This is a genomic window from Neisseria sp. P0006.S009, assembly GCF_051962915.1.
Classification (GTDB): Bacteria; Pseudomonadota; Gammaproteobacteria; order Burkholderiales; family Neisseriaceae; genus Neisseria; species Neisseria subflava_E.
This window is the reverse complement of sequence record NZ_JBQCUV010000001.1, coordinates 241834-262290: the sequence shown is the minus strand read 5'-3', so window position 1 is coordinate 262290 and position 20457 is coordinate 241834. Positions and strand designations below refer to the sequence as shown.

The 20457-nt window shown below is 47.4% G+C and carries 19 protein-coding genes and 1 pseudogene; 11 read left to right on the top strand and 9 right to left on the bottom strand.

Features of this window, described 5'->3' with window-relative positions; translation table 11 throughout:
• Positions 1 to 36 precede the first annotated feature (36 nt).
• Complete coding sequence (gene dnaG / locus ACTHTK_RS01220; protein WP_107723327.1) at positions 37 to 1809, bottom strand: DNA primase; 1773 nt, start codon at positions 1807 to 1809, stop codon at positions 37 to 39.
• Positions 1810 to 2138: 329 nt separating this feature from the next.
• On the opposite strand from dnaG, the gene ACTHTK_RS01215 reads away from it, so the two are divergent.
• Together ACTHTK_RS01215 and ACTHTK_RS01210 are read left to right on the top strand one after the other, a co-directional pair.
• On the top strand, positions 2139 to 3575 hold the full coding sequence (locus ACTHTK_RS01215) for an NAD-dependent succinate-semialdehyde dehydrogenase (RefSeq protein WP_107723326.1): 1437 nt from the start codon (positions 2139 to 2141) through the stop codon (positions 3573 to 3575).
• A 369-nt stretch (positions 3576 to 3944) separates the two neighbouring features.
• Positions 3945 to 4157, top strand: a complete 213-nt coding sequence (locus ACTHTK_RS01210; protein ID WP_159068465.1) for a hypothetical protein — start codon at positions 3945 to 3947, stop codon at positions 4155 to 4157.
• A gap of 75 nt (positions 4158 to 4232) precedes the next feature.
• On the opposite strand, the gene ACTHTK_RS01205 is transcribed toward ACTHTK_RS01210, so the two are convergent.
• Both ACTHTK_RS01205 and ACTHTK_RS01200 read right to left on the bottom strand, forming a co-directional pair.
• Positions 4233 to 5219: a malate dehydrogenase gene (locus tag ACTHTK_RS01205; protein WP_107723325.1), complete on the bottom strand. Its 987-nt coding sequence runs from the start codon at positions 5217 to 5219 to the stop codon at positions 4233 to 4235.
• Between the two features lie 121 nt (positions 5220 to 5340).
• Positions 5341 to 6315: a PhoH family protein gene (locus ACTHTK_RS01200; RefSeq protein WP_070590856.1), complete on the bottom strand. Its 975-nt coding sequence runs from the start codon at positions 6313 to 6315 to the stop codon at positions 5341 to 5343.
• Positions 6316 to 6417: 102 nt separating this feature from the next.
• Here ACTHTK_RS01200 and ACTHTK_RS01195 point away from each other — a divergent pair, with 102 nt between their 5' ends.
• The 3 genes from ACTHTK_RS01195 (at position 6418) to rlmB (ending at position 8245) form a co-directional block, all read left to right on the top strand.
• Positions 6418 to 7128, top strand: a complete 711-nt coding sequence (locus ACTHTK_RS01195) for an AzlC family ABC transporter permease (RefSeq protein WP_440378247.1) — start codon at positions 6418 to 6420, stop codon at positions 7126 to 7128.
• Complete coding sequence (locus tag ACTHTK_RS01190; RefSeq protein ID WP_003680717.1) at positions 7125 to 7433, top strand: AzlD family protein; 309 nt, start codon at positions 7125 to 7127, stop codon at positions 7431 to 7433. Before ACTHTK_RS01195 ends, ACTHTK_RS01190 begins: the two co-directional genes overlap by 4 nt.
• A gap of 62 nt (positions 7434 to 7495) precedes the next feature.
• Positions 7496 to 8245, top strand: a complete 750-nt coding sequence (rlmB, locus tag ACTHTK_RS01185; RefSeq protein WP_049322071.1) for a 23S rRNA (guanosine(2251)-2'-O)-methyltransferase RlmB — start codon at positions 7496 to 7498, stop codon at positions 8243 to 8245.
• 83 nt (positions 8246 to 8328) lie between these two features.
• Here rlmB and ACTHTK_RS01180 read toward each other — a convergent pair whose 3' ends face one another.
• Complete coding sequence (locus tag ACTHTK_RS01180; protein WP_440378246.1) at positions 8329 to 9282, bottom strand: L-lactate dehydrogenase; 954 nt, start codon at positions 9280 to 9282, stop codon at positions 8329 to 8331.
• Positions 9283 to 9929: 647 nt separating this feature from the next.
• Here ACTHTK_RS01180 and ACTHTK_RS01175 point away from each other — a divergent pair.
• The 3 genes and pseudogenes from ACTHTK_RS01175 to ACTHTK_RS01165 all read left to right on the top strand — a co-directional run.
• Positions 9930 to 11453: an AAA family ATPase gene (locus tag ACTHTK_RS01175; RefSeq protein ID WP_440378245.1), complete on the top strand. Its 1524-nt coding sequence runs from the start codon at positions 9930 to 9932 to the stop codon at positions 11451 to 11453.
• Complete coding sequence (locus ACTHTK_RS01170) at positions 11450 to 12322, top strand: HNH endonuclease (RefSeq protein ID WP_440378244.1); 873 nt, start codon at positions 11450 to 11452, stop codon at positions 12320 to 12322. Before ACTHTK_RS01175 ends, ACTHTK_RS01170 begins: the two co-directional genes overlap by 4 nt.
• 241 nt (positions 12323 to 12563) lie before the next feature.
• Positions 12564 to 12629, top strand: a pseudogene (locus ACTHTK_RS01165) (dioxygenase); the annotation flags it as partial.
• Positions 12630 to 12710: 81 nt separating this feature from the next.
• Here the strand turns inward: ACTHTK_RS01165 and ACTHTK_RS01160 are convergent.
• Both ACTHTK_RS01160 and pdxH read right to left on the bottom strand, forming a co-directional pair.
• Positions 12711 to 13769 carry a pseudouridine synthase gene (locus ACTHTK_RS01160; RefSeq protein ID WP_440378243.1) on the bottom strand — a complete coding sequence of 353 codons (1059 nt, stop codon included), beginning with the start codon at positions 13767 to 13769 and terminating at the stop codon, positions 12711 to 12713.
• A 159-nt stretch (positions 13770 to 13928) separates the two neighbouring features.
• Positions 13929 to 14561 (bottom strand): pyridoxamine 5'-phosphate oxidase, encoded by a 633-nt coding sequence (pdxH, locus tag ACTHTK_RS01155; RefSeq protein ID WP_440378242.1) that lies wholly within the window; start codon positions 14559 to 14561, stop codon positions 13929 to 13931.
• Positions 14562 to 14671: 110 nt separating this feature from the next.
• On the opposite strand from pdxH, the gene dut reads away from it, so the two are divergent.
• From dut to guaA, 3 genes are all read left to right on the top strand, one after another.
• Positions 14672 to 15124, top strand: a complete 453-nt coding sequence (dut, locus tag ACTHTK_RS01150; RefSeq protein ID WP_003680707.1) for a dUTP diphosphatase — start codon at positions 14672 to 14674, stop codon at positions 15122 to 15124.
• 186 nt (positions 15125 to 15310) lie between these two features.
• Positions 15311 to 15637 carry a hypothetical protein gene (locus ACTHTK_RS01145; protein ID WP_039862324.1) on the top strand — a complete coding sequence of 109 codons (327 nt, stop codon included), beginning with the start codon at positions 15311 to 15313 and terminating at the stop codon, positions 15635 to 15637.
• Positions 15638 to 15785: 148 nt separating this feature from the next.
• Complete coding sequence (gene guaA, locus ACTHTK_RS01140) at positions 15786 to 17351, top strand: glutamine-hydrolyzing GMP synthase (protein WP_440378241.1); 1566 nt, start codon at positions 15786 to 15788, stop codon at positions 17349 to 17351.
• Between the two features lie 71 nt (positions 17352 to 17422).
• Here the strand turns inward: guaA and gloB are convergent, their stop codons facing one another.
• The 3 genes from gloB to ACTHTK_RS01125 form a co-directional block, all read right to left on the bottom strand.
• On the bottom strand, positions 17423 to 18172 hold the full coding sequence (gloB, locus tag ACTHTK_RS01135; RefSeq protein ID WP_440378240.1) for a hydroxyacylglutathione hydrolase: 750 nt from the start codon (positions 18170 to 18172) through the stop codon (positions 17423 to 17425).
• A 23-nt stretch (positions 18173 to 18195) separates the two neighbouring features.
• The gene (locus ACTHTK_RS01130; RefSeq protein ID WP_440378239.1) at positions 18196 to 19281 is read right to left on the bottom strand and encodes a hypothetical protein; all 1086 of its coding nucleotides are present in this window, start codon (positions 19279 to 19281) and stop codon (positions 18196 to 18198) included.
• Positions 19282 to 19569: 288 nt separating this feature from the next.
• Positions 19570 to 20373 (bottom strand): HNH endonuclease, encoded by an 804-nt coding sequence (locus ACTHTK_RS01125; protein WP_070695622.1) that lies wholly within the window; start codon positions 20371 to 20373, stop codon positions 19570 to 19572.
• Between the last annotated feature and the right edge of the window lie 84 nt (positions 20374 to 20457).

The following is a 20457-nucleotide window of genomic DNA, read 5'->3' as shown; positions in this document are numbered from 1 at the left end:
CAGCGTGTGTTTAGATTGTTCAGACGGCCTGAGGGGTTAGTTTTGCTTTGCCGTCAAAAGCGACAGCAAAAGTCTTTTTTCATTTTCGGTCAAACCAGTTTGAATACTTTTTTGCTTTAAAGTTTCGATTTGACTGTATTTTAATTCATTTAACAACTTTTTCATGCCGATTTGGAAACTTTCGCAATCTTCTTCGTTATCCCCTTCCATTTCTTCAGAGTGAAGGGTCGATAAAAAGATTTGATTGACGGTTTCCTCATAGGGTGAACCGCGCATATATTCAAGCACTTGTGCAGTTGCAGGAGTTGTATCGTGATGCTTGATGGTTTCGGCCAAATTGGCAAGGCAGGCAAAATCGCCGCTTAAAGCAAGATAATCGGGCAGGTCTATATATGAAGCCCAAGCCGGATTTATCAAGAGGCTGCGTATCTGTCTTTGAACCAGCGTCAGCATGGTTGGCTGTTTGACAGAAATAGGCGGCAGTTTGTAACTTTTTTGTTTGACGTGCCGTTTTGGCGCTTCTTGTCCGAGTAATTGGGCGAGGTTGTCCGGGTCAATGCCTACGAGCTCGCTGAGTTTTTGTTTCAGAAGATAGCCCAATGCCGGCGCGGTAATCTGAGCCAAGAGCGGAGAACTGGTTTTGACCAATTCTGCTTTGCCTTCTTGCGTATTGAGGTTGAGGCCGTCTGAAAGATGTTCCCAAAAGTATTCCGATAGGGGCTTGCTTTGGTTTAACAAGGCATCTTCAAATTGCGTCTTGCCGTAGGCGCGGATGTAGCTGTCTGGGTCGTGTTCTTCAGGCAGGAATAGAAAATGCAGCGATTTATCGTCTTTTAATTGCGGCAACGCATTTTCCAGCGCGCGCCAAGCCGCTTTACGCCCCGCGCTGTCGCCATCAAAACAAAAATAAATACTGTCTGCCTGACGCATCAGGATTTTGACGTGTTCCGCCGTGGTTGCCGTACCCAAAGCCGCTACGCCGTAGCCGACGCCGAACTGCGCCAATGCGACCACGTCCATGTAGCCTTCGACTACCAAAATTCGTCCAGCCTCTTTTACGGCAGCACGCCCTTCATATAGCCCGTAAAGGTTTTTCCCTTTGTCAAACAAAGGCGTATCGGGCGAGTTCAGGTATTTGGGTTTGGAGTCGTCCAATACGCGACCGCCAAATCCGATAACCTGCCCACGCGGATTACGGATAGGGAACATAATCCGATGGCGAAAGCGGTCGTAATGTTTGCCTTCGTTATCAATGACCATGCCCGTATCTACCAACGCAGTATTCGGATAGGGTTGGAACACTTGTGCCAAAGGTTGCCAACCGTCAGGCGCATAGCCCAAACCATAATGCGCGATGACTTCCGCACTCAAGCCGCGTTTGTCCAAATAAGCCTTTGCTGCCGGATTGAATTTCAACTGTTGCGCATAAAAATCTGCTGCCGCTGCCGTCGTTTCTTCCAAAGTTTGTTGCTTTTTTTTACGTTCGGCACGGATTTCGGGATTGTCTTCCTGCCCGCGAACTTTAGGCACCGTCATACCGACGCGATCAGCCAAAAACTGCACCGCCTCCGGAAACGACAGCCCCTGATGTTCCATCACAAAACCAATCGCCGAACCATGAGCCCCGCAACTGAAGCAATGGTAAAACTGCTTGGTCGGGCTGACCGAAAACGAAGGCGTCTTTTCCTTGTGAAATGGACAGCAGGCCATATAGTTCGCCCCGCCTTTCTTCAGCGGAACCTGCTCGTCGATAATATCGACAATATCGACTTTGGACAAAAGCTCGTCAATGAAATCAGATGGAATCATGGTTCAGCAGAAGAGGATGGACGGAAAACATTTCAGACGGCCTTATAAACAGACAAAGGCCGTCTGAAAATGGAATTTTGGATGAGGGTTGAGATGAGTTTTGTATTATAGCAAATTGTTGTAATACATGTGTCTTATCCTTTTGAGGTAGAGTATTAATCATCGTATTTCATTCATTATTAAGATGGATATAATGTCGTTAAAGCAAAGGCTGTCTGTAAGATATTCAGGCGGCCTTTGCTGTTGGTTTATTTTTCGAATTAGTTGCGCTTTCATGGTATGAATATGATAATGAACACATATTCCAGATTTTAGAAAGCTAGTTTCTTATGAAAGATTTTGCCCGTTTGCTCAATCATCCCGATATTTCCTTTTCTCCGATTCCAGATGCCATTAAAGTTGATAACCCTGCAACAGGTGAGGCTTTGGGTTTTGTCCGTAAGACTGATTCAGACGACCTGAAGCTTTTGATTCAAAAGGCAGAGACGGCACAAAAATTATGGGCGGCAAAAACTGCGTTGGAGCGGGCCGATGTGTTGTGGCGCTGGTATTTTTTGATTAAAGAAAACAAAGAAGAACTGGCGCGTATCATGACGATGGAGCAGGGCAAAAGCCTGACTGAGGCGCGTGGTGAAATTGATTATGCGGCTTCGTTTGTGCGCTGGTTTGCTGAAGAAGCGCGGCGGATTGACGGCGATGTGCTGACAAGCGTGAAAACGTCGCAAAAAATGGTCGTGTTGAAACAGCCCGTCGGCGTTACAGCCGCGATTACGCCTTGGAACTTCCCGTCTGCGATGATTGCACGTAAGGCCGCACCTGCTTTGGCGGTGGGTTGCGCGATGATAGTCAAGCCCGCGTCGCTCACGCCACTGAGCGCGTATGCGCTGGCGCTACTGGCTTACGAAGCTGGCGTGCCACACGATTTGCTTCCCGTCGTCAGCGGTCGCGCTTCGGAAATCAGCCATGAATTTGCCACGAACCCGACCGTGCGCAAAATTAGTTTTACCGGTTCGACCGAAGTCGGCGCGAAAATTTTTGCCGACAGCGCGGCAGACATTAAAAAACTCAGTTTGGAACTGGGCGGCAACGCGCCGTTTATCGTGTTTGACGATGCCGATTTGGACAAAGCCGTCGAAGGCGCGCTGGCGAGCAAGTTCCGCAACAGCGGACAGACCTGCGTCTGCACCAACCGCGTTTACGCTCAATCCGGCATTTACGACGAATTTTGCCGCAAATTAAGTGAAAAAGTAGCCGCGCTCAAATTGGGCAACGGCTTGGAAGATGGCGTAAACCAAGGGCCGTTGATTGAGGAAAAAGCGGTCGAAAAAGTCGAGGAGCACATCGCCGACGCATTGGCTAAAGGCGCAAGTTGCCTGACCGGCGGCAAACGTAGCGCGTTGGGCGGAACGTTTTTTGAGCCGACTGTTTTAAGTGGTGTTACGGCACAAATGGCGGTAGCTCGCGAGGAAACCTTCGGGCCTTTGTGTCCGGTGTTCCGTTTTGAAACCGAAGCCGAAGTCATCGCGGCCGCCAACGATACGGAATACGGTTTGGCGGCCTACCTCTTCACTTCCGACACCGCCCGCCAATGGCGCGTCGGCGAAGCTTTGGAATACGGTATGGTCGGTATCAATACGGGCTTAATCAGCAATGAAGCGGCACCTTTTGGCGGCGTGAAACGCAGCGGTCTGGGACGCGAAGGCAGCAAATATGGCGCGGATGAATATTTGGAATTGAAATATTTGTGCATTGATGTAGCGGAATAAAGCTGCACAGTAAAGGCCGTCTGAAATTTGGTTTTCAGACGGCCTTTTTTAAACGCAGAAAAGGTATTGGATAATTTTCATATTATGAGAACGAGCGCTTTATAAAGAAGCAAAACCATAAGAAACAAAGTTGCAAAAGTTTTGTCACATGTATATAAAATTATTTTGATAATTTTTTTATGTTTTTAATCTTGCAAGGTGCTTATTTCGAGTTTCTAGCAGTGGTTTTTCTTTGAGTGATGGCAGCGGGAATTTTGGATAATACAACCGTGAGCAAGGAAGGATTGTTTTTTGCTCACATAGTGTGGCTCATATCGATAGCGTGGGAACTTTATCCAGGCTGCAATGTTTGAAAAAAAGGTGATGTGAATGTTGAAGAAATTTTTAATTCTGTTTTGCGTAGTTTTCACCGGCGCATGCAGTTCATTTGATGGGGATGGTTTGACAAATGGCTCATATTCTCAAGGAAAACATCTTGATCCGAATTGTGATCATTATGCTGTCGGCGGTAGTGGTGGCGGTTGTACACCGTCAGGTCAATGGCATATTAAAGATAAGCAAGGACAAAGAGTGCCATTCTAGCTTTTAAAAATGATTGTAGAATGGGCATTTAATTATTTAGGCCGTCTGAAATTTGGTTTTCAGACGGCCTTTGTTTTAGAGTAGATCCTGGATGGCTGAACGTTCTTCTTCCAATTCGGCCAGCGTGGCGGCAATACGTTTTTGGCTAAATTCGTCCGACAAATCTAAGCCTTGGACGATGCGGTAGCTGCCTTCGTCACAAATGACGGGGAAGCCGAAAATCAAACCTTCGGGAATGCCGTAAGAGCTGTCGGATGGAACGCCCATGGTTATCCATTTACCGCTGCTGCCGAGCAACCAGTCGCGCAGGTGGTAGATGGCGGCATTGGCGGCGGAAGCTGCGGATGATGAACCGCGTGCGGCGATAATGGCTGCACCGCGTCCGGCGATTTTTGGCATGAAGACTTCGGTGTTCCAGTCGGGTTCGGTAATCATGTCTTGGACGGACTCGCCGTTGCTGGTGGCGTAGCGGTAGTCGGCATACATGGTCGGGCTGTGGTTGCCCCAGACGCACATTTGCTCGATGGAAGTAATCGGGCGGTTGATTTTTTCGGCAATTTGGCTGACGGCGCGGTGATGGTCAAGACGCATCAGGGCGGTGAAATTTTCCGGCGGGATGTCGGGTGCGGATTTCATGGCGATGTAGGCGTTGGTATTGGCCGGATTGCCGACGACGAGGACTTTAACGTTGCGATGGGCAACTTTGTTCAACGCCTCGCCTTGTACTTTGAAAATTTCGCCATTGGCATGCAACAAGTCGGCACGTTCCATGCCTTGCGTGCGCGGACGTGCACCAATCAAGAGGGCGATGTCGGCATCTTTGAAGGCGACTTCGGGGTCGTCTGTGGCGAAGATGTCGGCAAGGAGCGGGAAGGCGCAATCCTGCATTTCCATAATCACACCGCGCAAAGCCTGTTGCGCCTGCGGCAAGTCGAGCAGCTGCAGGATAACGGGTTGGTCGCGTCCGAGCATGATGCCGCCGGCGATACGGAAGAGGGTGGCGTAGGCGATTTGGCCTGCCGCGCCGGTAACGGCGATTCGAACGGGTGGCTTGAGGGTCATATTTTTCCTTTTGAAGTCGTTGTTTTACTTGGTTTTCGGATTATAGCAGTATTATGTGGCAAATGATGTAAGAAGGCCGTCTGAAGTTTGATTTTCAGACGGCCTTGAGTGTTTGAAAAGATTATTCGCCACTTTTCTTTTCAGCTTGTTCTTCTGCTGCTTCATAGGCTTCGACGATTTTCTGTACCAAAGGATGGCGGACGACGTCTTCGCTGGTGAAGGTGTGGAAATACAGGCCTTCTACATCGCGCAGTTTTTCGCGTGCATCTTTCAAGCCGGATTTGATGTTGCGTGGCAGGTCGATCTGGCTGATGTCGCCGGTAATGACTGCTTTGGCACCAAAGCCGATACGGGTCAGGAACATTTTCATTTGTTCGGGCGTGGTGTTTTGCGCTTCGTCCAAAATGACATACGCGCCATTTAAGGTGCGGCCGCGCATATAGGCCAGCGGCGCAATTTCAATCAAACCTTTTTCCATCAGTTTGGTGACGCGGTCGAAACCCATCAAATCATACAGTGCATCGTAAAGCGGTCGCAGGTAGGGATCGACTTTTTGCGCCAAATCGCCCGGCAGGAAGCCTAATTTTTCGCCTGCTTCGACTGCGGGGCGAACCAAAACGATGCGTTCGATTTGATGTTTTTCCATGGCATCGACTGCTGCGGCAACGGCAAGATAGGTCTTACCCGTACCGGCAGGGCCTAAGCCGAACACGACATCGTGGTTGAGCAAGGCACGGATATAGCCATTTTGGCGCGGGGTACGGCCGCCGATGCTGCCGCGTTTGGTGCGGAAATAGTATTGTTGGTCGTGGTGTTTTTCTTCGTGTTTTTCATCTGCGGTTTTTGCTTCAACGGCTGCGAGGCTGATGGCGTTGTCGTCCAAGTCGCCTTTTTCTGCGGCTTCGGCGAGCGACAGCAAGGCACGGCGGCCAGCGTGTGCCAGTTCGCCCATGAAGGTGAAATGTTCGAAGCGGCGGCTGATTTGGATATCAAGGGCTTTGCCTAAGGCTTCGAGATTGCTGTCGAGCGCGCCGCACAGGCGTTGCAACACGGTATTGTCAATTTCTTCAAACTGCAGATGGACGGTGTGGGTCATATTGGTTTCCGTAAATAAATCTAATTTTTCCGTATTATACCCTTGTTCAGACGGCCTGCTTTATAATACGTCGCTTCTTTTTAATAAACCGTTTCAATCAAAATGAATCACACTGCTTCTCCTCAATCGGAATTTCTGCGCGGTATCAAAGAATGTTCCCCCATGCTGATCGGCTTGTTGCCGTGGGCGCTGATTTTGGGCATGCAGGGTGGGCAGAAAGGCATGAGCTGGCTGGAAATGCTGCTGATGACGGGTATGAACTTTGCCGGAGGTTCGGAATTTGCCGCAGTCAATTTGTGGGCAAATCCTTTGCCGATTCTGCTGATTGCAACGGTAACGTTTATGATTAATTCGCGCCATATTCTGATGGGTGCGGCGATTGCGCCGTATATGAGGGATATGCCGCTGAAAAAGGCAATGCCCGCGCTGTTTTTTATGTGTGATGAAAGCTGGGCAATGGCATTTGCTGAAATTCAAAAGCGTAAGGCGGCAGGTTTGCCAGCGTTCAATATGCCGTTTTATGCCGGTGTGTGCTTTATTTTGTATGTAACGTGGATTGGTTTTGCAGCATTTGGTGCAGCAGTCGGCCCAATGTTCGGCGATGTAGCGGCTTGGGGCTTCGGCATGGCGTTTCCTGCGGTGTTTTTGGTGTTGCTGCGCGGGATGTGGAAGAGCTTTGCGGCTTCACGCCCTTGGTTTGTCAGCCTGATTGTGGCGTGCACAACCTATTTGACCGTGGATGGCGCATGGTATGTTCCGGCCGGAACGTTATCGGGTTTGTTGGCGGCGTATGTGTGGGGAGAGCAAAAATGAAGGATTTGTTGTCGCTGCAATCGTTTTTGCTGTTTTTAAGCATGTTGGCCGTTACCTATTCAACCCGATTAATCGGCTTTTTTGCATTGCGCAACCGTACGTTGAGCCGTCGCGCGCAAGTGGTCATGGAGGCTGCGCCGGGCTGCGTGTTGATTTCCGTGATTGCGCCTTATTTTGTGTCGGACAAACCGCATGAGCTGATAGCCATTGCTTTGACGGTATTGGCAGCCAGCCGGTTTTCGATGTTGGTAACGGTATTAATCGGGGTCGGTACTTCGGGTATACTCGGTTATTTGATGAAATAAAAAATTTTCAGACGGCCTTACTTGTTATAATGGCCGTCTGAATTTTTTGATAAAGCAAAAACATGGCAAACCAACGACTCATCTATGGCTTTCACGCCGTCAATGCCCGTTTGTGGCAAAACCCGAAATCGATTACCGAACTCTATATCCAAGAGGGCAAATCCGATGCACGCACCCGCGATGTATTGGATAAAGCGGCCTCTGAAAACGTACGCGTGCATTTTGCCGATGCCGACCGCCTGAATGCCATCAGCAAAGGGGCGCGTCATCAGGGCGTGGTCGGGTTTATCGATGCTTCCAAAAACCATGTTCACTTGGAAGATGTGTTGGAAAACCTGAGCGAACCGCCGTTTTTGCTGGTATTGGACGGCATTACCGATCCGCACAACCTCGGCGCGTGTCTGCGTACTGCCGATGCGATGGGCGTGCATGCCGTGATTGCGCCCAAAGACAAAAGTGCCGGCCTGAATGCGACCGTCAGCAAAGTTGCCTGTGGCGCAGCGGAAACTGTGCCGTATATTACCGTAACCAATCTTGCCCGTACCTTGCGTGAATTGAAAGAATACGGCATTTGGATTGTTGGCACGGACATGGGCGGCGACTCCGACCTTTACCACTGCGACCTGCCCGACAGCGTAGCTTGGGTAATGGGCAACGAAGGCGAAGGCATGCGCCGCCTGACGCGCGAACATTGCGATATGCTGGTATCGATTCCGATGTTTGGCACAGTCGAAAGCATGAACGTTTCCGTCAGCGCGGGCATGGTGTTGAGCGAAACGCGCCGTCAGCGGGTGTTGAAAGCGGAAAAATAGGATTTAGTTTTATGAACGGAAAACGTCGTCTGAAAACCGAATTTCCAGTTTTCAGACGACGTTTTACTTAGAGGCAATTCTATTTACCCGACCAATTCATCGACTTTGCGTTGATAGCTTTTCAACAGCTCCGCCGAGCGGGCAAAGCGTTCGGCTTCGTCGTCTGAAAGTTGCAGGTCGATGATGCGGACCGCGCCTTGGCGGTTGACGACGGTCGGTACGCCGATATACACGCCGTTTTGTCCGAACTCGCCTTCAAGCAGGGTGGAAACAGGCAGCACGACGCCTTGATTGTGCAGGATGGCGTTGGAGATGCGGCTCAAGCCCATGCCGATGCCGTGGCTGGTCGAGCCTTTGGCGGTGATGACTTCGTAGGCGGCATTGCGCACGGTGTTATAGATTTTGTCCATACGCGCCTGCCCGTCTTCTGATTGTTCCAACATCTTCTGAACGGACATACCGGCGATGTTGGCGGTACTCCAAAGCGCAATGATGCTGTCGCCGTGTTCACCGATCATCATGGCATCGACGCTCCAAGGCGCGACGTCGAACTCGTTGCCCAGACAGACGCGGAAACGGGCGGAGTCAAGGATGGTGCCTGAGCCGATAACGCGCTCTTTGGGCAGCCCTGAAAAGCGCAGGACGGCATAAGACAGTACGTCCACAGGATTGGAGGCAACCAAGAAGATGCCGTCAAAGCCGGAAGCCATGACTTTCGAAACGATGTCGCGGAAGATGCGCAGGTTTTTGTCGATTAAGTCCAGACGGGTTTCGCCGGGAGCCTGCGCCGCGCCCGCGCAAATACACACGATGTCCGCATCCGAACAATCATCGTAATCGCCGACGTAAATGCGCGCAGGCGAGGCGGCATAAGGCATTCCGTGGCGGAAGTCGCGCGCTTCGCCTTCCGCGCGCGTGCGGTTGATGTCGATTAAAACCATATCGTCGCACAAGGCTTGGTTGAGCATGGAATAGGCATAGCTGACACCGACCGCGCCCAAGCCCACAACGACCACTTTATTACCAACTTTTTTCATATTTATTCCTGTTTGTTTGTGAATAGGAATTATTAATAACACCAAGGCAGGGTGGCGTCAAATTTCAGACAACCGAGGCCTTGAAATGCTAAAAAAAATGGGCGGAAACAGGCGTGCAAAACGACACTTACTAAACCGTGCAAACCGACCTTATCCAGAAGACAGCGGTTTGGTGCACATCTGGCCATGTAGCAAAAGCCAAATCTTACACCTATTCAACTATTAGGATAATACCTTCAAGCTATTTAGTTTGGATATCGGGCTGCTTGCTGCACCAAGCTTTTGGGATGCAGAGATCCCGTTTGAAAGAAATCATATTCTCACTGAATTCAAAGGCACACCAACTGAACAATGTGTCTTACAAAAACTGATTGATACGATACTAAAGACAATCCAGTCCTATACCAGGAAATCGGAAAAGACACGGTAGAATTGGATTTTGCGCTGCAACACGGGCAAAATGTTGTGTCAAGTGAAGTGGAAAGTAGATGAGAATTTGAAAACAAAGAGCTTGAAAGTTTATGGGAAACAAACAGTTTGCACCCAAAGAGGCATTACACTTTCAATGGCGGATTGTTGTGATTAGGATTGGATGGTAAATATCCATTATATGTTGTGAATTCAATATAATTAATCAAGGAATAATGATGAACTTTTTATTATTAGATAGAAATGAAAGACTTCCTTCTAATGTTAGAAATTTAGTCTGTTTAACTTACGATAATTGGAATGACTATTATTATATTACTATGTTTTTTATGAATTATATCGATGAATATGGAAGTGTTCATCCTATTGGTAATATTAAAATTGGATTTAAAGGTCAAACATCTGAAACTTCTACTTATAAGAAAATCATAGAAATATGCCAGGGGAAAACTTTCAAATCTCTACCTGAAAATTTTTTCTCTTTAGCTGAGGATGTTGAGTTCTACAAATCAATTATGAAACTTCCAAAAGAATCAAGAGAATATATATTAGGAAATTTAAATGATGTTGCTTATAAATCTAAATTATTTGAACAATTTGAGAATGAGGTTGTTTTCCAAACCTCATTAATGAGAGATATAAGAGAAACAACAGTTAAAGAACAATTTAGAAGAGTTTTAAATGGTAAATCACCTTTAACTGATTTTAGGTTTTCTTTCATTCGTCCTGAAAAAGAGAACATGGGAAATATCGAATTAGATTTTAATGTAAGCGCAAACTCAACACCGAGTACCAATATTCATGCGATTATTGCTAGAAATGGTGTAGGAAAAACAACATTATTGAACGGAATGATTAAATCATTCACAAAACAAGATTATGATGATGGTGGATTTTATACTTCAGATTTTTTTAAGAAAAAAATTGACAATGATTATTTTAGCTATTTAGTAGCAGTATCTTTCAGTATTTTTGATCCATTTGTGCCAAATCATGATGATCTAAAATATTATTCTTACATTGGGTTAAAAGAATCAGACACACGATTAAAAACGTCAAGAGAGTATTTTGAAAAGGATTTTTGGAAATCTTTTTATGAATGTAGGAGCTTTTTTGCCAAGAAGGAACGTTGGCTTAATGCTATTAATAATCTTGAGTCGGATGATAATTTCGCAGAAATGCATCTAAGTAATTTAATAGATGAGAAGATCTCTAAAGATAAGGTTTTAAAAACGATTGGAAGAATGAGCTCTGGACATGCATCGGTTTTACTAATTATTACCCAGCTAGTAGCTAAAGTTGAAGAAAAAACATTGGTTCTGCTTGATGAACCTGAAAGCCATCTTCATCCACCGTTATTATCTGCTTTTGTTCGTGCTTTATCCGATTTATTGGATAACCGGAATGGAGTAGCCATTATTGCTACACATTCTCCTGTCGTCTTGCAGGAAATACCGAAATCTTGTGTTTGGAAAATTGAGCGAACAGGAAAAGTTACAAATCCTTATAGACCTAATATTGAAACATTTGGGGAAAATGTTGGTGTTTTAACGAGAGAAGTCTTTAGTTTGGAAGTGATTAAATCAGGCTTTCATAAATTATTAACTGAAATAGTAGCCACAGGAAAATCATATGATGACATAGTATCTGAATTTGGTAACCAGTTGGGAACAGAAGCGAAGATTTTATTAAAAACTTTAGTACGGATTAGAGATGATAGAGATGGAGGGAATCGCCAGTGATTCGCATAAGATTACCTGCTGATCTCCTAAGTTATTCAGAGATAATTGACGTGTGCTGCAGTCGAAATACCCAATACAGAAGTGATGTATTATCTAATAAACAATATCTATTGGATATAGGGAATGATTACGAAGAATATGCACGATTAAATAATTTATACAGTTTTGATACAATTCTTCCTATTGAACCAAATGGACTAATTCATAATACATTGAGTAATTCTCATATGGTTGAATTATATAATTATTGTTTACGTAATACCCGTAGTGGAGATGTATATGATAAGATCCTTGCTTTTGCCCAAAATCCTGAAATAAGATGTCCATTTTGTGGAGGAATTACTGATCCATCAGAAATAGACCATTTTTTACCAAAATCAAGATATGGACATTTTTCGGTATTTCCCTATAACTTAATTCCTATATGTAAAGACTGCAATCAAAAATTTAAAGGTGATTTTTTCCCCACAGTAAAAAATGAGCAATTTATTCATCCTTATTTGGATGAAGATTGTTTTTTTGATGAACAATGGTTGTATGCAGAATATATTGATAATGGGCCCGGTGCTGGGACAGTTCGTTATCTTATTGATCCACCAAATGGATGGTCAAGTGATAAGAAAGGAAAAATTAAATTTCACTTTGAAACATTTCATTTGGCAGATAGATTTTCTGCATATTCAGTCGGAAGTTTGTCTGATATTTTAGTGCAAATGAAAAGCTATAAAGCAAAGGGGGTGTCTATGAAAGATTTTGAAGAATGCAGTATAGATTCTGTTATTGAAAGCGAAAGTAGGGCTAATCATTGGAAAAAGGCACTTTTCCAAGCAGTTAAAGCTAAACTTTTAGTGATTTGGAGAATAATATAAAAAGATTTTCCTTATGATTAAAAATACAGCTCAATGGGTTTAGCTTCAGCACTTTCAAGAAGTGAACTAAGGTCGTCTGAAACCATTTTCAGACGACCTATTTTTAACTTTGCAGCAAAGCCAAAGAATATTTCATCATTTCCTACTGGGAAAATATGTTGTTCATAAATTGAGATTTATTGCTTAATCATTTATCCGTACAATCCGCCTCATCAGATATTAAGGAGGCAACGATGAAAAAATGCCTGTATTATTTGTCGGACATGGCAGTCCGATGAATGTGTTGGATAAGGAAAATCCTTTCAATACCCACTATTTTTATGACTTAGGCAAGATTTTGTCGGGCTGAGACGATTTTGCAAAAGTCTCAGCCCCGATTTATCTTACATTAACTTTTCTTCCGGCGACGTTCGCCAGGCAGCAGCATATCTGCCCATTTGATAATGTTGGCGACTTCTGCCGGATTGAGTTCGTAGAACTGGCCGCGTTTGAGGCGGTTTGGCAGGCCGATGGGGCCGAAGCCTACACGGACGAGACGGCTAACGGTGAGACCTTGGCTTTCAAAAATGCGGCGTACTTCGCGGTTGCGGCCTTCTTTGATGACGACGTTGTACCATTTGTTTGCGCCTTCGCCGCCTTGTTCGTAGATACGTTCGACTTTTGCTAGACCGTCTTCGAGCATCACGCCTTCTTCGGTCAGGACGCGCATTTGTTCGGTGGTCAACTCGCCCAATACGCGCACGGCGTATTCGCGTTCGACTTCAAAGCTAGGGTGGGCAAAGCGTTGAACGAGTTCACCTGAAGTGGTCAGGATCAAAAGGCCGCTGGTATTGATGTCCAAACGGCCGATGGCCACCCAGCGGCTGCTGGCTGCTTGCGGCAGGCGGTCGAAAATGCTGACACGGCCTTGCGGGTCGTCGCGGGAAACGATTTCGCCTTCTTGTTTGTAGTAGAGGATGATGCGTGGCAGGCGGTCTGCCCATTTGAGTTTGATGATGCTGCCTTTGACGGTAACGTGGTCGTCGGGTGTGACTTTTTCACCCAGTTGGGCTACGCGGCCGTTGACCGTTACCCAGCCGTTGCTGATCCATTCTTCCATTTCGCGACGTGAGCCGACGCCGGAGGCGGCTAGGACTTTTTGCAGGCGCTCGGGTTCAAAGCGTGAAAGGTCGCTGCGGCGTTCTTTCAAATCGCGGGCGTGCTCCATGATTTTTTGATTTGGGTTGCGGACAACCAGTTTTTTGGCTTTGGCGGCACGTTGTTTGGGGGCGGTATTTTGAGCTTTGGGACCGTCTGAAACTTTTTGGCCGTAAGGTTTGCCTGATGTTTTGCGTTCGTCGTCTGGACGTTTTTTATTGGCAAAGGATTTGGCCAGTTTGGAAGGTTTTTTGGCGGTAGATGATACGCCGTCGCGCCATTGGCGTTTGCTGGAAGGCTGTTTGGACATGATTTTTCCTAACTCGCTTGAAAAAGCGGTTCTTCTGCGGCATTTGCGGCAGGGGTTGGGTTGGGGGAAAAGGCCGTCTGAAAATCAGATTCAGACGGCCTGCTGATGAAAAGCTGTATTGTAACTCAACCAGTAAATTTTTGTTTGAAAAACCGAAAATTATGGCGAAAGGCGTTCGCGTATCCAGTTGCCGTCAATCAGGCGGTATTGGATGCGGTCGTGCAGGCGGCTGGGGCGGCCTTGCCAGAATTCGATGCGGTCGGGAATAACGAGGTATCCACCCCAATGCGGCGGGCGGGGAACATGTAGGGGGTGTTTGACACCGACGGCCGCGGCCTTGGCCACCAATACGGCTTTGCTGGAAATCACTTCGCTTTGTTCGCTTGCCCATGCGCCGATACGGCTGGTGTAGGGGCGGCTTTCGAAATATTCGTCCGAAGCGGCGGCGTCGAGTTTTTCGATGCGTCCTTCAATGCGCACTTGGCGCTCGAGTTCCGGCCAGAAAAAAGTCATGGCGGCAAAAGGGTGTGCCGTATAGGAGCGGCCTTTGCGGCTGTGGTAATTGGTAAAGAAAACAAAGCCTTTGGGGTTGACTTCTTTCAGCAGCACCATGCGGCTGTTGGGTCTGCCGTCTTCGCCTACGGCGGCAACGTTGACCGCAGTCGGCTCGTTGACTTCGGCGTGAATCGCTTCGTTCAGCCATTGCTCGAATTGGACAATCGGGTTGGCATGGCACTCGGCTTCAGAAAGCTCGCGTTTGCTGTAATCTTCGCGGATATTGTGCAGATCCATGATTTTTCTCCTTAGGTCTGACTGAATCATACTCCGTTTTTTCAGACGGCCTCAAGGGCATTGTGTATAATCGTAGCCCTTTCTAATTTAGAACCATACGGAGTCCTGTCATGCAAACCGAAGTCGAACTGAAAATCTTAAATCCGAAAATGGCCGATTCCCTGCCTGCTTATGCAACGCCCGGTTCTGCCGGTTTGGACTTGCGTGCCTGCTTGGATGAAGCTGTTGTGTTGCAGCCGGGCGATGTGTATCTTGTGCCGACCGGTTTGGCGGTGCATTTGGCCAACCCTGCGTATGCAGCCGTTTTGCTGCCGCGTTCGGGCTTGGGTCATAAACACGGTATTGTTTTGGGTAATTTGGTCGGTTTGATTGACTCGGATTATCAAGGCGAATTGAAGGTTTCTTTGTGGAACCGTGGTAAAGAAGCGTTTACCATCGAGCCGATGGAACGTATCGCGCAAATGGTGATTGTGCCGGTTGTCCAAGCTGCGTTTAAGGTTGTGGACGAGTTTGCCGCCAGCGAGCGCGGTGAAGGCGGATTCGGCAGTACCGGCAAAGCCTGATGATTTAAAAGGCCGTCTGTAACAGGATAAATTAAAATATTTGATTTCGGTTTGCTATTGTTCAGACGGCCTTTCTGTTGTGCCAACCTTTGCATAATCACACACAAGATTGCATTTTTATATCTTGTCTGTATGACCGACGCACCCAATAATACAGGCCGTCTGAAACCTTTACGGAGCGTTGTTATGTCCCGTCCCTCACTTTTTCTGCCTTTATTTTTGATTATCTTTGGCGCGATTTGGTTTTTACGCGCTACGGATATTTTGCCTGCGACATCGACAATGATTGCCGGTGCATTAATTATTTTGGGCTTTGCCGTGTTGATTATGGACGGCATCAACAAACAGTCCATCGTTTCCGGCCCGATGCTGGTTTATATCGGTACAGCCATTTATCTGCACATGAGCTACTGGATTTACCTCTCGCCGTTGCTGGCCATCGGCATGGTTGTGTTGGGTTGCCTGCTGTTGCTCTCGCGCAGCGATATGATTCCTGAGAAACACACAAAATAGAAAGATGAGAGATTTGGGTTTTGCCCTATAAAGGCCGTCTGAACAATGGTATAATCCGCCGATTCAGACGGCCTTTTTTATTGTGGTTTAAATTTGAAATTTACCCTTACGGCCGCACCGTTTTCTTACATTTTGCAAAGTTTCCGCCATGACCCAAGACAAAATCCTTATTCTCGACTTCGGCTCGCAAGTTACCCAGCTGATCGCCCGACGCGTGCGCGAAGCCCATGTTTACTGCGAACTGCATTCTTTTGACATGCCTTTGGAAGAAATCAAAGCCTTCAACCCGAAAGGCATCATCCTCTCCGGCGGCCCTAATTCCGTTTACGAATCCGATTATCAAGCCGATACCGGTATTTTTGATTTGGGCATTCCGGTTTTGGGTATCTGCTATGGCATGCAATTTATGGCGCACCACTTGGGCGGCGAAGTTAGCCCGGGCAACCAACGCGAATTCGGTTATGCGCAAGTTAAAACCATCGACAGCGAGCTGACACGCGGCATTCAAGACGATGCGCCTAATGCGCTCGACGTCTGGATGAGCCATGGCGATAAAGTTTCCAAACTGCCTACCGGCTTCTCTGTCATCGGCGACACCCCGTCTTGCCCGATTGCCATGATGGAAAATGCTGAGAAACAATTCTACGGTATCCAATTCCACCCTGAAGTGACCCACACCAAACAAGGCCGCGCGTTGTTGAACCGCTTTGTCTTGGATATTTGCGGCGCACAACCAAGCTGGACCATGCCGAACTACATCGAAGAAGCCGTTGCCAAAATCCGCGAACAAGTCGGCAGCGACGAAGTGATTTTAGGTTTGTCCGGCGGCGTGGACTCTTCCGTAGCGGCCGCGCTGATTCACCGCGCCATCGGCGACCAACTGACCTGCGTGTTTGTTGACCACGGTTTGTTGCGTTTGAACGAAGGTAAAATGGTGATGGACATGTTTGCCCGCAACTTGGGCGTACGCGTGATTCACGTTGATGCCGAAGAGCAGTTTTTGGCGAAACTTGCCGGCGTGACCGATCCGGAGAAAAAACGCAAAATCATCGGTGCGGAATTTATCGAAGTCTTTGACGCTGAGGAGAAAAAACTCACCAACGCCAAATGGTTGGCGCAAGGTACGATTTACCCTGACGTAATCGAATCTGCAGGTGCAAAAACCAAAAAAGCCCACGCCATCAAATCCCACCATAACGTCGGCGGCCTGCCTGAAAACATGAAGCTCAAGCTGCTTGAGCCTTTACGCGACTTGTTCAAAGACGAAGTGCGAGAATTGGGCGTTGCTTTGGGTCTGCCGCGTGAAATGGTGTACCGTCATCCGTTCCCGGGCCCGGGTTTGGGCGTGCGTATCTTGGGCGAAGTGAAAAAAGAATACGCCGACTTGCTCCGTCAGGCAGACGATATTTTCATTCAAGAATTGCGCAATACTACCGATGAAAACGGCACATCTTGGTACGACCTGACCAGCCAAGCCTTTGCCGTATTCCTGCCTGTGAAATCCGTCGGCGTGATGGGCGACGGCCGTACTTACGATTACGTCGTAGCTTTGCGTGCCGTGATTACCAGCGACTTTATGACTGCGCACTGGGCAGAACTGCCATACTCGCTGCTTGGCCGCGTGTCCAACCGCATCATCAACGAAGTCAAAGGCATCAACCGCGTGGTTTATGATGTCAGCGGTAAACCGCCTGCCACGATTGAATGGGAATAATCCCTAAATAATAAAGGCCGTCTGAAAAGATATTGTTCAGACGGCCTTTATTATTGAGGGATTAAGCCCAATTAAAATTGATTTTTCAATTCACGCAAAGCGGCGAAGACTTCGAGTTCGCTGTTTAATTTTCGTCCGCTCAATTCTTCGGCGCGTGCCTGAACTTGGGGTAGGTGAACGCGTAAAAAAGGGTTGACTTTGCGTTCGTGCGCCAGGCTGACAGGCAGCGTCGGCGTGTGTTCGGCTGCGGCCAAGGCCGTCTGAATGTCGGCATTGTCCGGCTCGATATGCTGAGCAAAGCGTAGATTGGAGGCTGTATATTCGTGCGCCGGATAAAACAGCGTTTCTTCGGGCAGCTGGTTGAATCGGTGGAAACTGTCGTAAAGCTGCTCGATTGTGCCGGTAAATACGCGGCCGCAACCGGCGGAGAACAAGGTATCGCCGCAGAAAACGTGCAGGCCGTCTGAATTTTCCAACAGATAGCTGATGTGGCGGTCGGTATGGCCGGGGGTTGCCCAAACGGTAACCAAGCCTTCGCCAAACGGGAACTGCGTACCTGCGGCGACGGTATGCGTCGCTACGTCGATGTCGCTTTCGCCATAGATTGGGGATTCTAAAAAGCCGTGGAACAAGCTTTTTGCGCCGCCGGTATGGTCGGGGTGTGGATGGGTAATCCATGTTTGCGCCAGCATCAGGCGGTTGTGGACGAGGAATTTCAAAACGGGCGTGGCATCGGACGGATCGACGCAGGCGGCATGGTTGCCTTCTTGAATCATCCAGATGTAGTTGTCGTTTAGGGCTTGGATTGGCGTGATTTTCATATACTTTCTTCTGGTTAGGGGTTTCAGACGGCCTCTAAATAATCTTTGATATTCGGGCTTTGGCCGAATACGGCTTCATGGGCTTGATGGATGCACAGTCGGTTGAACAGCAATCTTTGGGTTTGGTCGCCGTCGATAATCCGCACTTGGCCTTGCAGTTTGGGCGCGTCGTGATGAAAGGTATTTTTAAACGCGTGCCAACGGTCGGTTTGCAGATGGACGACGGCAAACATATCGTGCGAAATATTGACGCCGACGCTGAATAGCTTGGCCGAGGCTTGCAGGCAGAAACTGCTGTCGCCAAACAGGCACAGCCCTGTGTTTTCCGGATAGCGGAACAATTCGATTTTCACTGCTTCGGGTTCGGCAAAGATGTTGCAAAACAGCCGTTCAAACAACGACGGTTGCGCCACGCCTTCGCTCAACATACCGTAAAGCCCGCCCAGCCAATCGACATAGCCGAGAAAGGTGAAACGGTAAGACTGCATAATGGCTTCGATGCGCTTGGGGTCGCGTTTGCTGATCAAGCGGACAAATTCAAAACCGACTTCCGGCAGCCGTGCCCGAAGTGTTTGGTGCAGGCGGTGGGCAAACAGGTTTTTATGGTTGTGCGGATTGCGCAGAATACCGAGGAATTTCAGCCGCAATATCCGCCACAAGACATCCGGTACTTTGACGGTGTCGGCATTTGCCGTAGGTGTTTTCAGACGGCCTGCAGGCAGGGTGCGCAGATGGTTGCAGGCATCTTCGTAGCCGCTTTCATGACGGTTGAACCAGCTTTCCAAATTGTATTGGTTGGCGGAGTCTTCGACAAAGGTCAGCGTATAGAGGTTTTTCGCTGTCAAGTTGCCGATGATGTTGACGCTTATCGCTTCGCTGCGGTTTTGTTCTTTGCCGCGGGCTTTTTCGCCAGTATGGAACATTGACAAGGGCAGCTTGTAAACATTCTGATTCTGCGGGCTGACCTGCGGATTATGCGCATGTTGCCGCTGCTCGGTTTGAGCGATGAAGTGGTGTTCCTTCGTCGGATTCGCGGTCAACAGGGCGTAAGGCTTTTCTCCGCATTCGGAAAATTCGCAATCGCTGAGGATAAAGGCTTGTCGAGTCATAATGTCGGGAAAGGCCGTCTGAATATGTCGATTATAGCTGATGGGGAGCTAAGGGGGATTATGATTATACGGAATGATGCTTCTGCTTGCAGAACACGCTAATGGAATGCCGATAATGGGAATCCAAAAAAACACTTCGCCACCGTCATTCCCGCCTACGCGGGAATGACGATGGTCGGTTTGGTCTTTATATGCAAAAGGACGCAAAAAGGTCGTCTGAAAACAGGTATAGAGTGGTTCGCTAAATCGTTTTCAGACGACCTTAAATCAACAGACTGTTCAACCCATCTATTCTTCTTTTTGGAAGACATGGTTGCGGTGATACTCGAAATATTTTTCGCTTTCCGGTCGAATTTTTAATTTCATATCGGGAGAAATTCCCAACCGCTTTTGATTTTCCGAATCGATTGTCGGGCTGATTTTTATCGTACCGTCGGTATCAAACGTAATCAGTCCATTATCGAATAATCTGTCGATATTGGGTGCGAGCATCAGACCATTGAAGCGACATAAACGCTCGTTATCATCGCACACGCTCCAAGGTTTAATATGGCTGGCAATGAGTAAAGGCTCGATATCTAGACCGGTCAGCGGGCAGCTTGGATACAGTTTGAGTAGTTTTTGTCGGAAACTGCCTTGCCCTTGACGGGCTTTTATCAAAGTCTCAATTTCGGTTCGTTTTGCTGAATTGGTCTCAGATACTAAACATTCTTTGAGTTCGTCTATATCAGATTTTAAGGACAGGGCAGAAGCCGCCTGAAGATTTTTTATTTCTGCGTACCATGCCACTAATAATCCTCTTTTCTTACAGGTTCTGCATGGAGTTAGTTCTTTGTTGTATGTGTTCAAGCTCCATCGTTCAAGTTCTTCGATTGAGTTTGAGCAAACTTTGAAATATTTTTTAGTTGTGCGCCCCGGCCTTTTATTTAGTTGGCCACAATTAGCAAAATGTATTTTGGGATAATCTTTATAAATCTTAGAAGGGTCTTTAGTTTGATCTATATTTAATACAAATCCATTTGAGTTTTCTTCAATCCATTTAATATATTCATCATCATTCGGCTTGTTTTTAAAAATTACTTTGTCAGACATAAGCTTCTCCAAATCTTTCTATAAATTCAATTAAGTTTTTTTGTATATAGGTTCGGGATAAAAAATCTAGGCCGTCTGAAACAG

Excerpts from the sequence above, each read along its gene's own strand:
- dnaG (WP_107723327.1), bottom strand. The coding sequence starts at position 1,809 with ATGATTCCATCTGATTTCATTGACGAGCTTTTGTCCAAAGTCGATATT.
- ACTHTK_RS01215 (WP_107723326.1), top strand. The coding sequence starts at position 2,139 with ATGAAAGATTTTGCCCGTTTGCTCAATCATCCCGATATTTCCTTTTCT.
- ACTHTK_RS01210 (WP_159068465.1), top strand. The coding sequence starts at position 3,945 with ATGTTGAAGAAATTTTTAATTCTGTTTTGCGTAGTTTTCACCGGCGCA.
- ACTHTK_RS01205 (WP_107723325.1), bottom strand. The coding sequence starts at position 5,219 with ATGACCCTCAAGCCACCCGTTCGAATCGCCGTTACCGGCGCGGCAGGC.
- ACTHTK_RS01200 (WP_070590856.1), bottom strand. The coding sequence starts at position 6,315 with ATGACCCACACCGTCCATCTGCAGTTTGAAGAAATTGACAATACCGTG.
- ACTHTK_RS01195 (WP_440378247.1), top strand. The coding sequence starts at position 6,418 with ATGAATCACACTGCTTCTCCTCAATCGGAATTTCTGCGCGGTATCAAA.
- ACTHTK_RS01190 (WP_003680717.1), top strand. The coding sequence starts at position 7,125 with ATGAAGGATTTGTTGTCGCTGCAATCGTTTTTGCTGTTTTTAAGCATG.
- rlmB (WP_049322071.1), top strand. The coding sequence starts at position 7,496 with ATGGCAAACCAACGACTCATCTATGGCTTTCACGCCGTCAATGCCCGT.
- ACTHTK_RS01180 (WP_440378246.1), bottom strand. The coding sequence starts at position 9,282 with ATGAAAAAAGTTGGTAATAAAGTGGTCGTTGTGGGCTTGGGCGCGGTC.
- ACTHTK_RS01175 (WP_440378245.1), top strand. The coding sequence starts at position 9,930 with ATGAACTTTTTATTATTAGATAGAAATGAAAGACTTCCTTCTAATGTT.
- ACTHTK_RS01160 (WP_440378243.1), bottom strand. The coding sequence starts at position 13,769 with ATGTCCAAACAGCCTTCCAGCAAACGCCAATGGCGCGACGGCGTATCA.
- pdxH (WP_440378242.1), bottom strand. The coding sequence starts at position 14,561 with ATGGATCTGCACAATATCCGCGAAGATTACAGCAAACGCGAGCTTTCT.
- dut (WP_003680707.1), top strand. The coding sequence starts at position 14,672 with ATGCAAACCGAAGTCGAACTGAAAATCTTAAATCCGAAAATGGCCGAT.
- ACTHTK_RS01145 (WP_039862324.1), top strand. The coding sequence starts at position 15,311 with ATGTCCCGTCCCTCACTTTTTCTGCCTTTATTTTTGATTATCTTTGGC.
- guaA (WP_440378241.1), top strand. The coding sequence starts at position 15,786 with ATGACCCAAGACAAAATCCTTATTCTCGACTTCGGCTCGCAAGTTACC.
- gloB (WP_440378240.1), bottom strand. The coding sequence starts at position 18,172 with ATGAAAATCACGCCAATCCAAGCCCTAAACGACAACTACATCTGGATG.
- ACTHTK_RS01130 (WP_440378239.1), bottom strand. The coding sequence starts at position 19,281 with ATGACTCGACAAGCCTTTATCCTCAGCGATTGCGAATTTTCCGAATGC.
- ACTHTK_RS01125 (WP_070695622.1), bottom strand. The coding sequence starts at position 20,373 with ATGTCTGACAAAGTAATTTTTAAAAACAAGCCGAATGATGATGAATAT.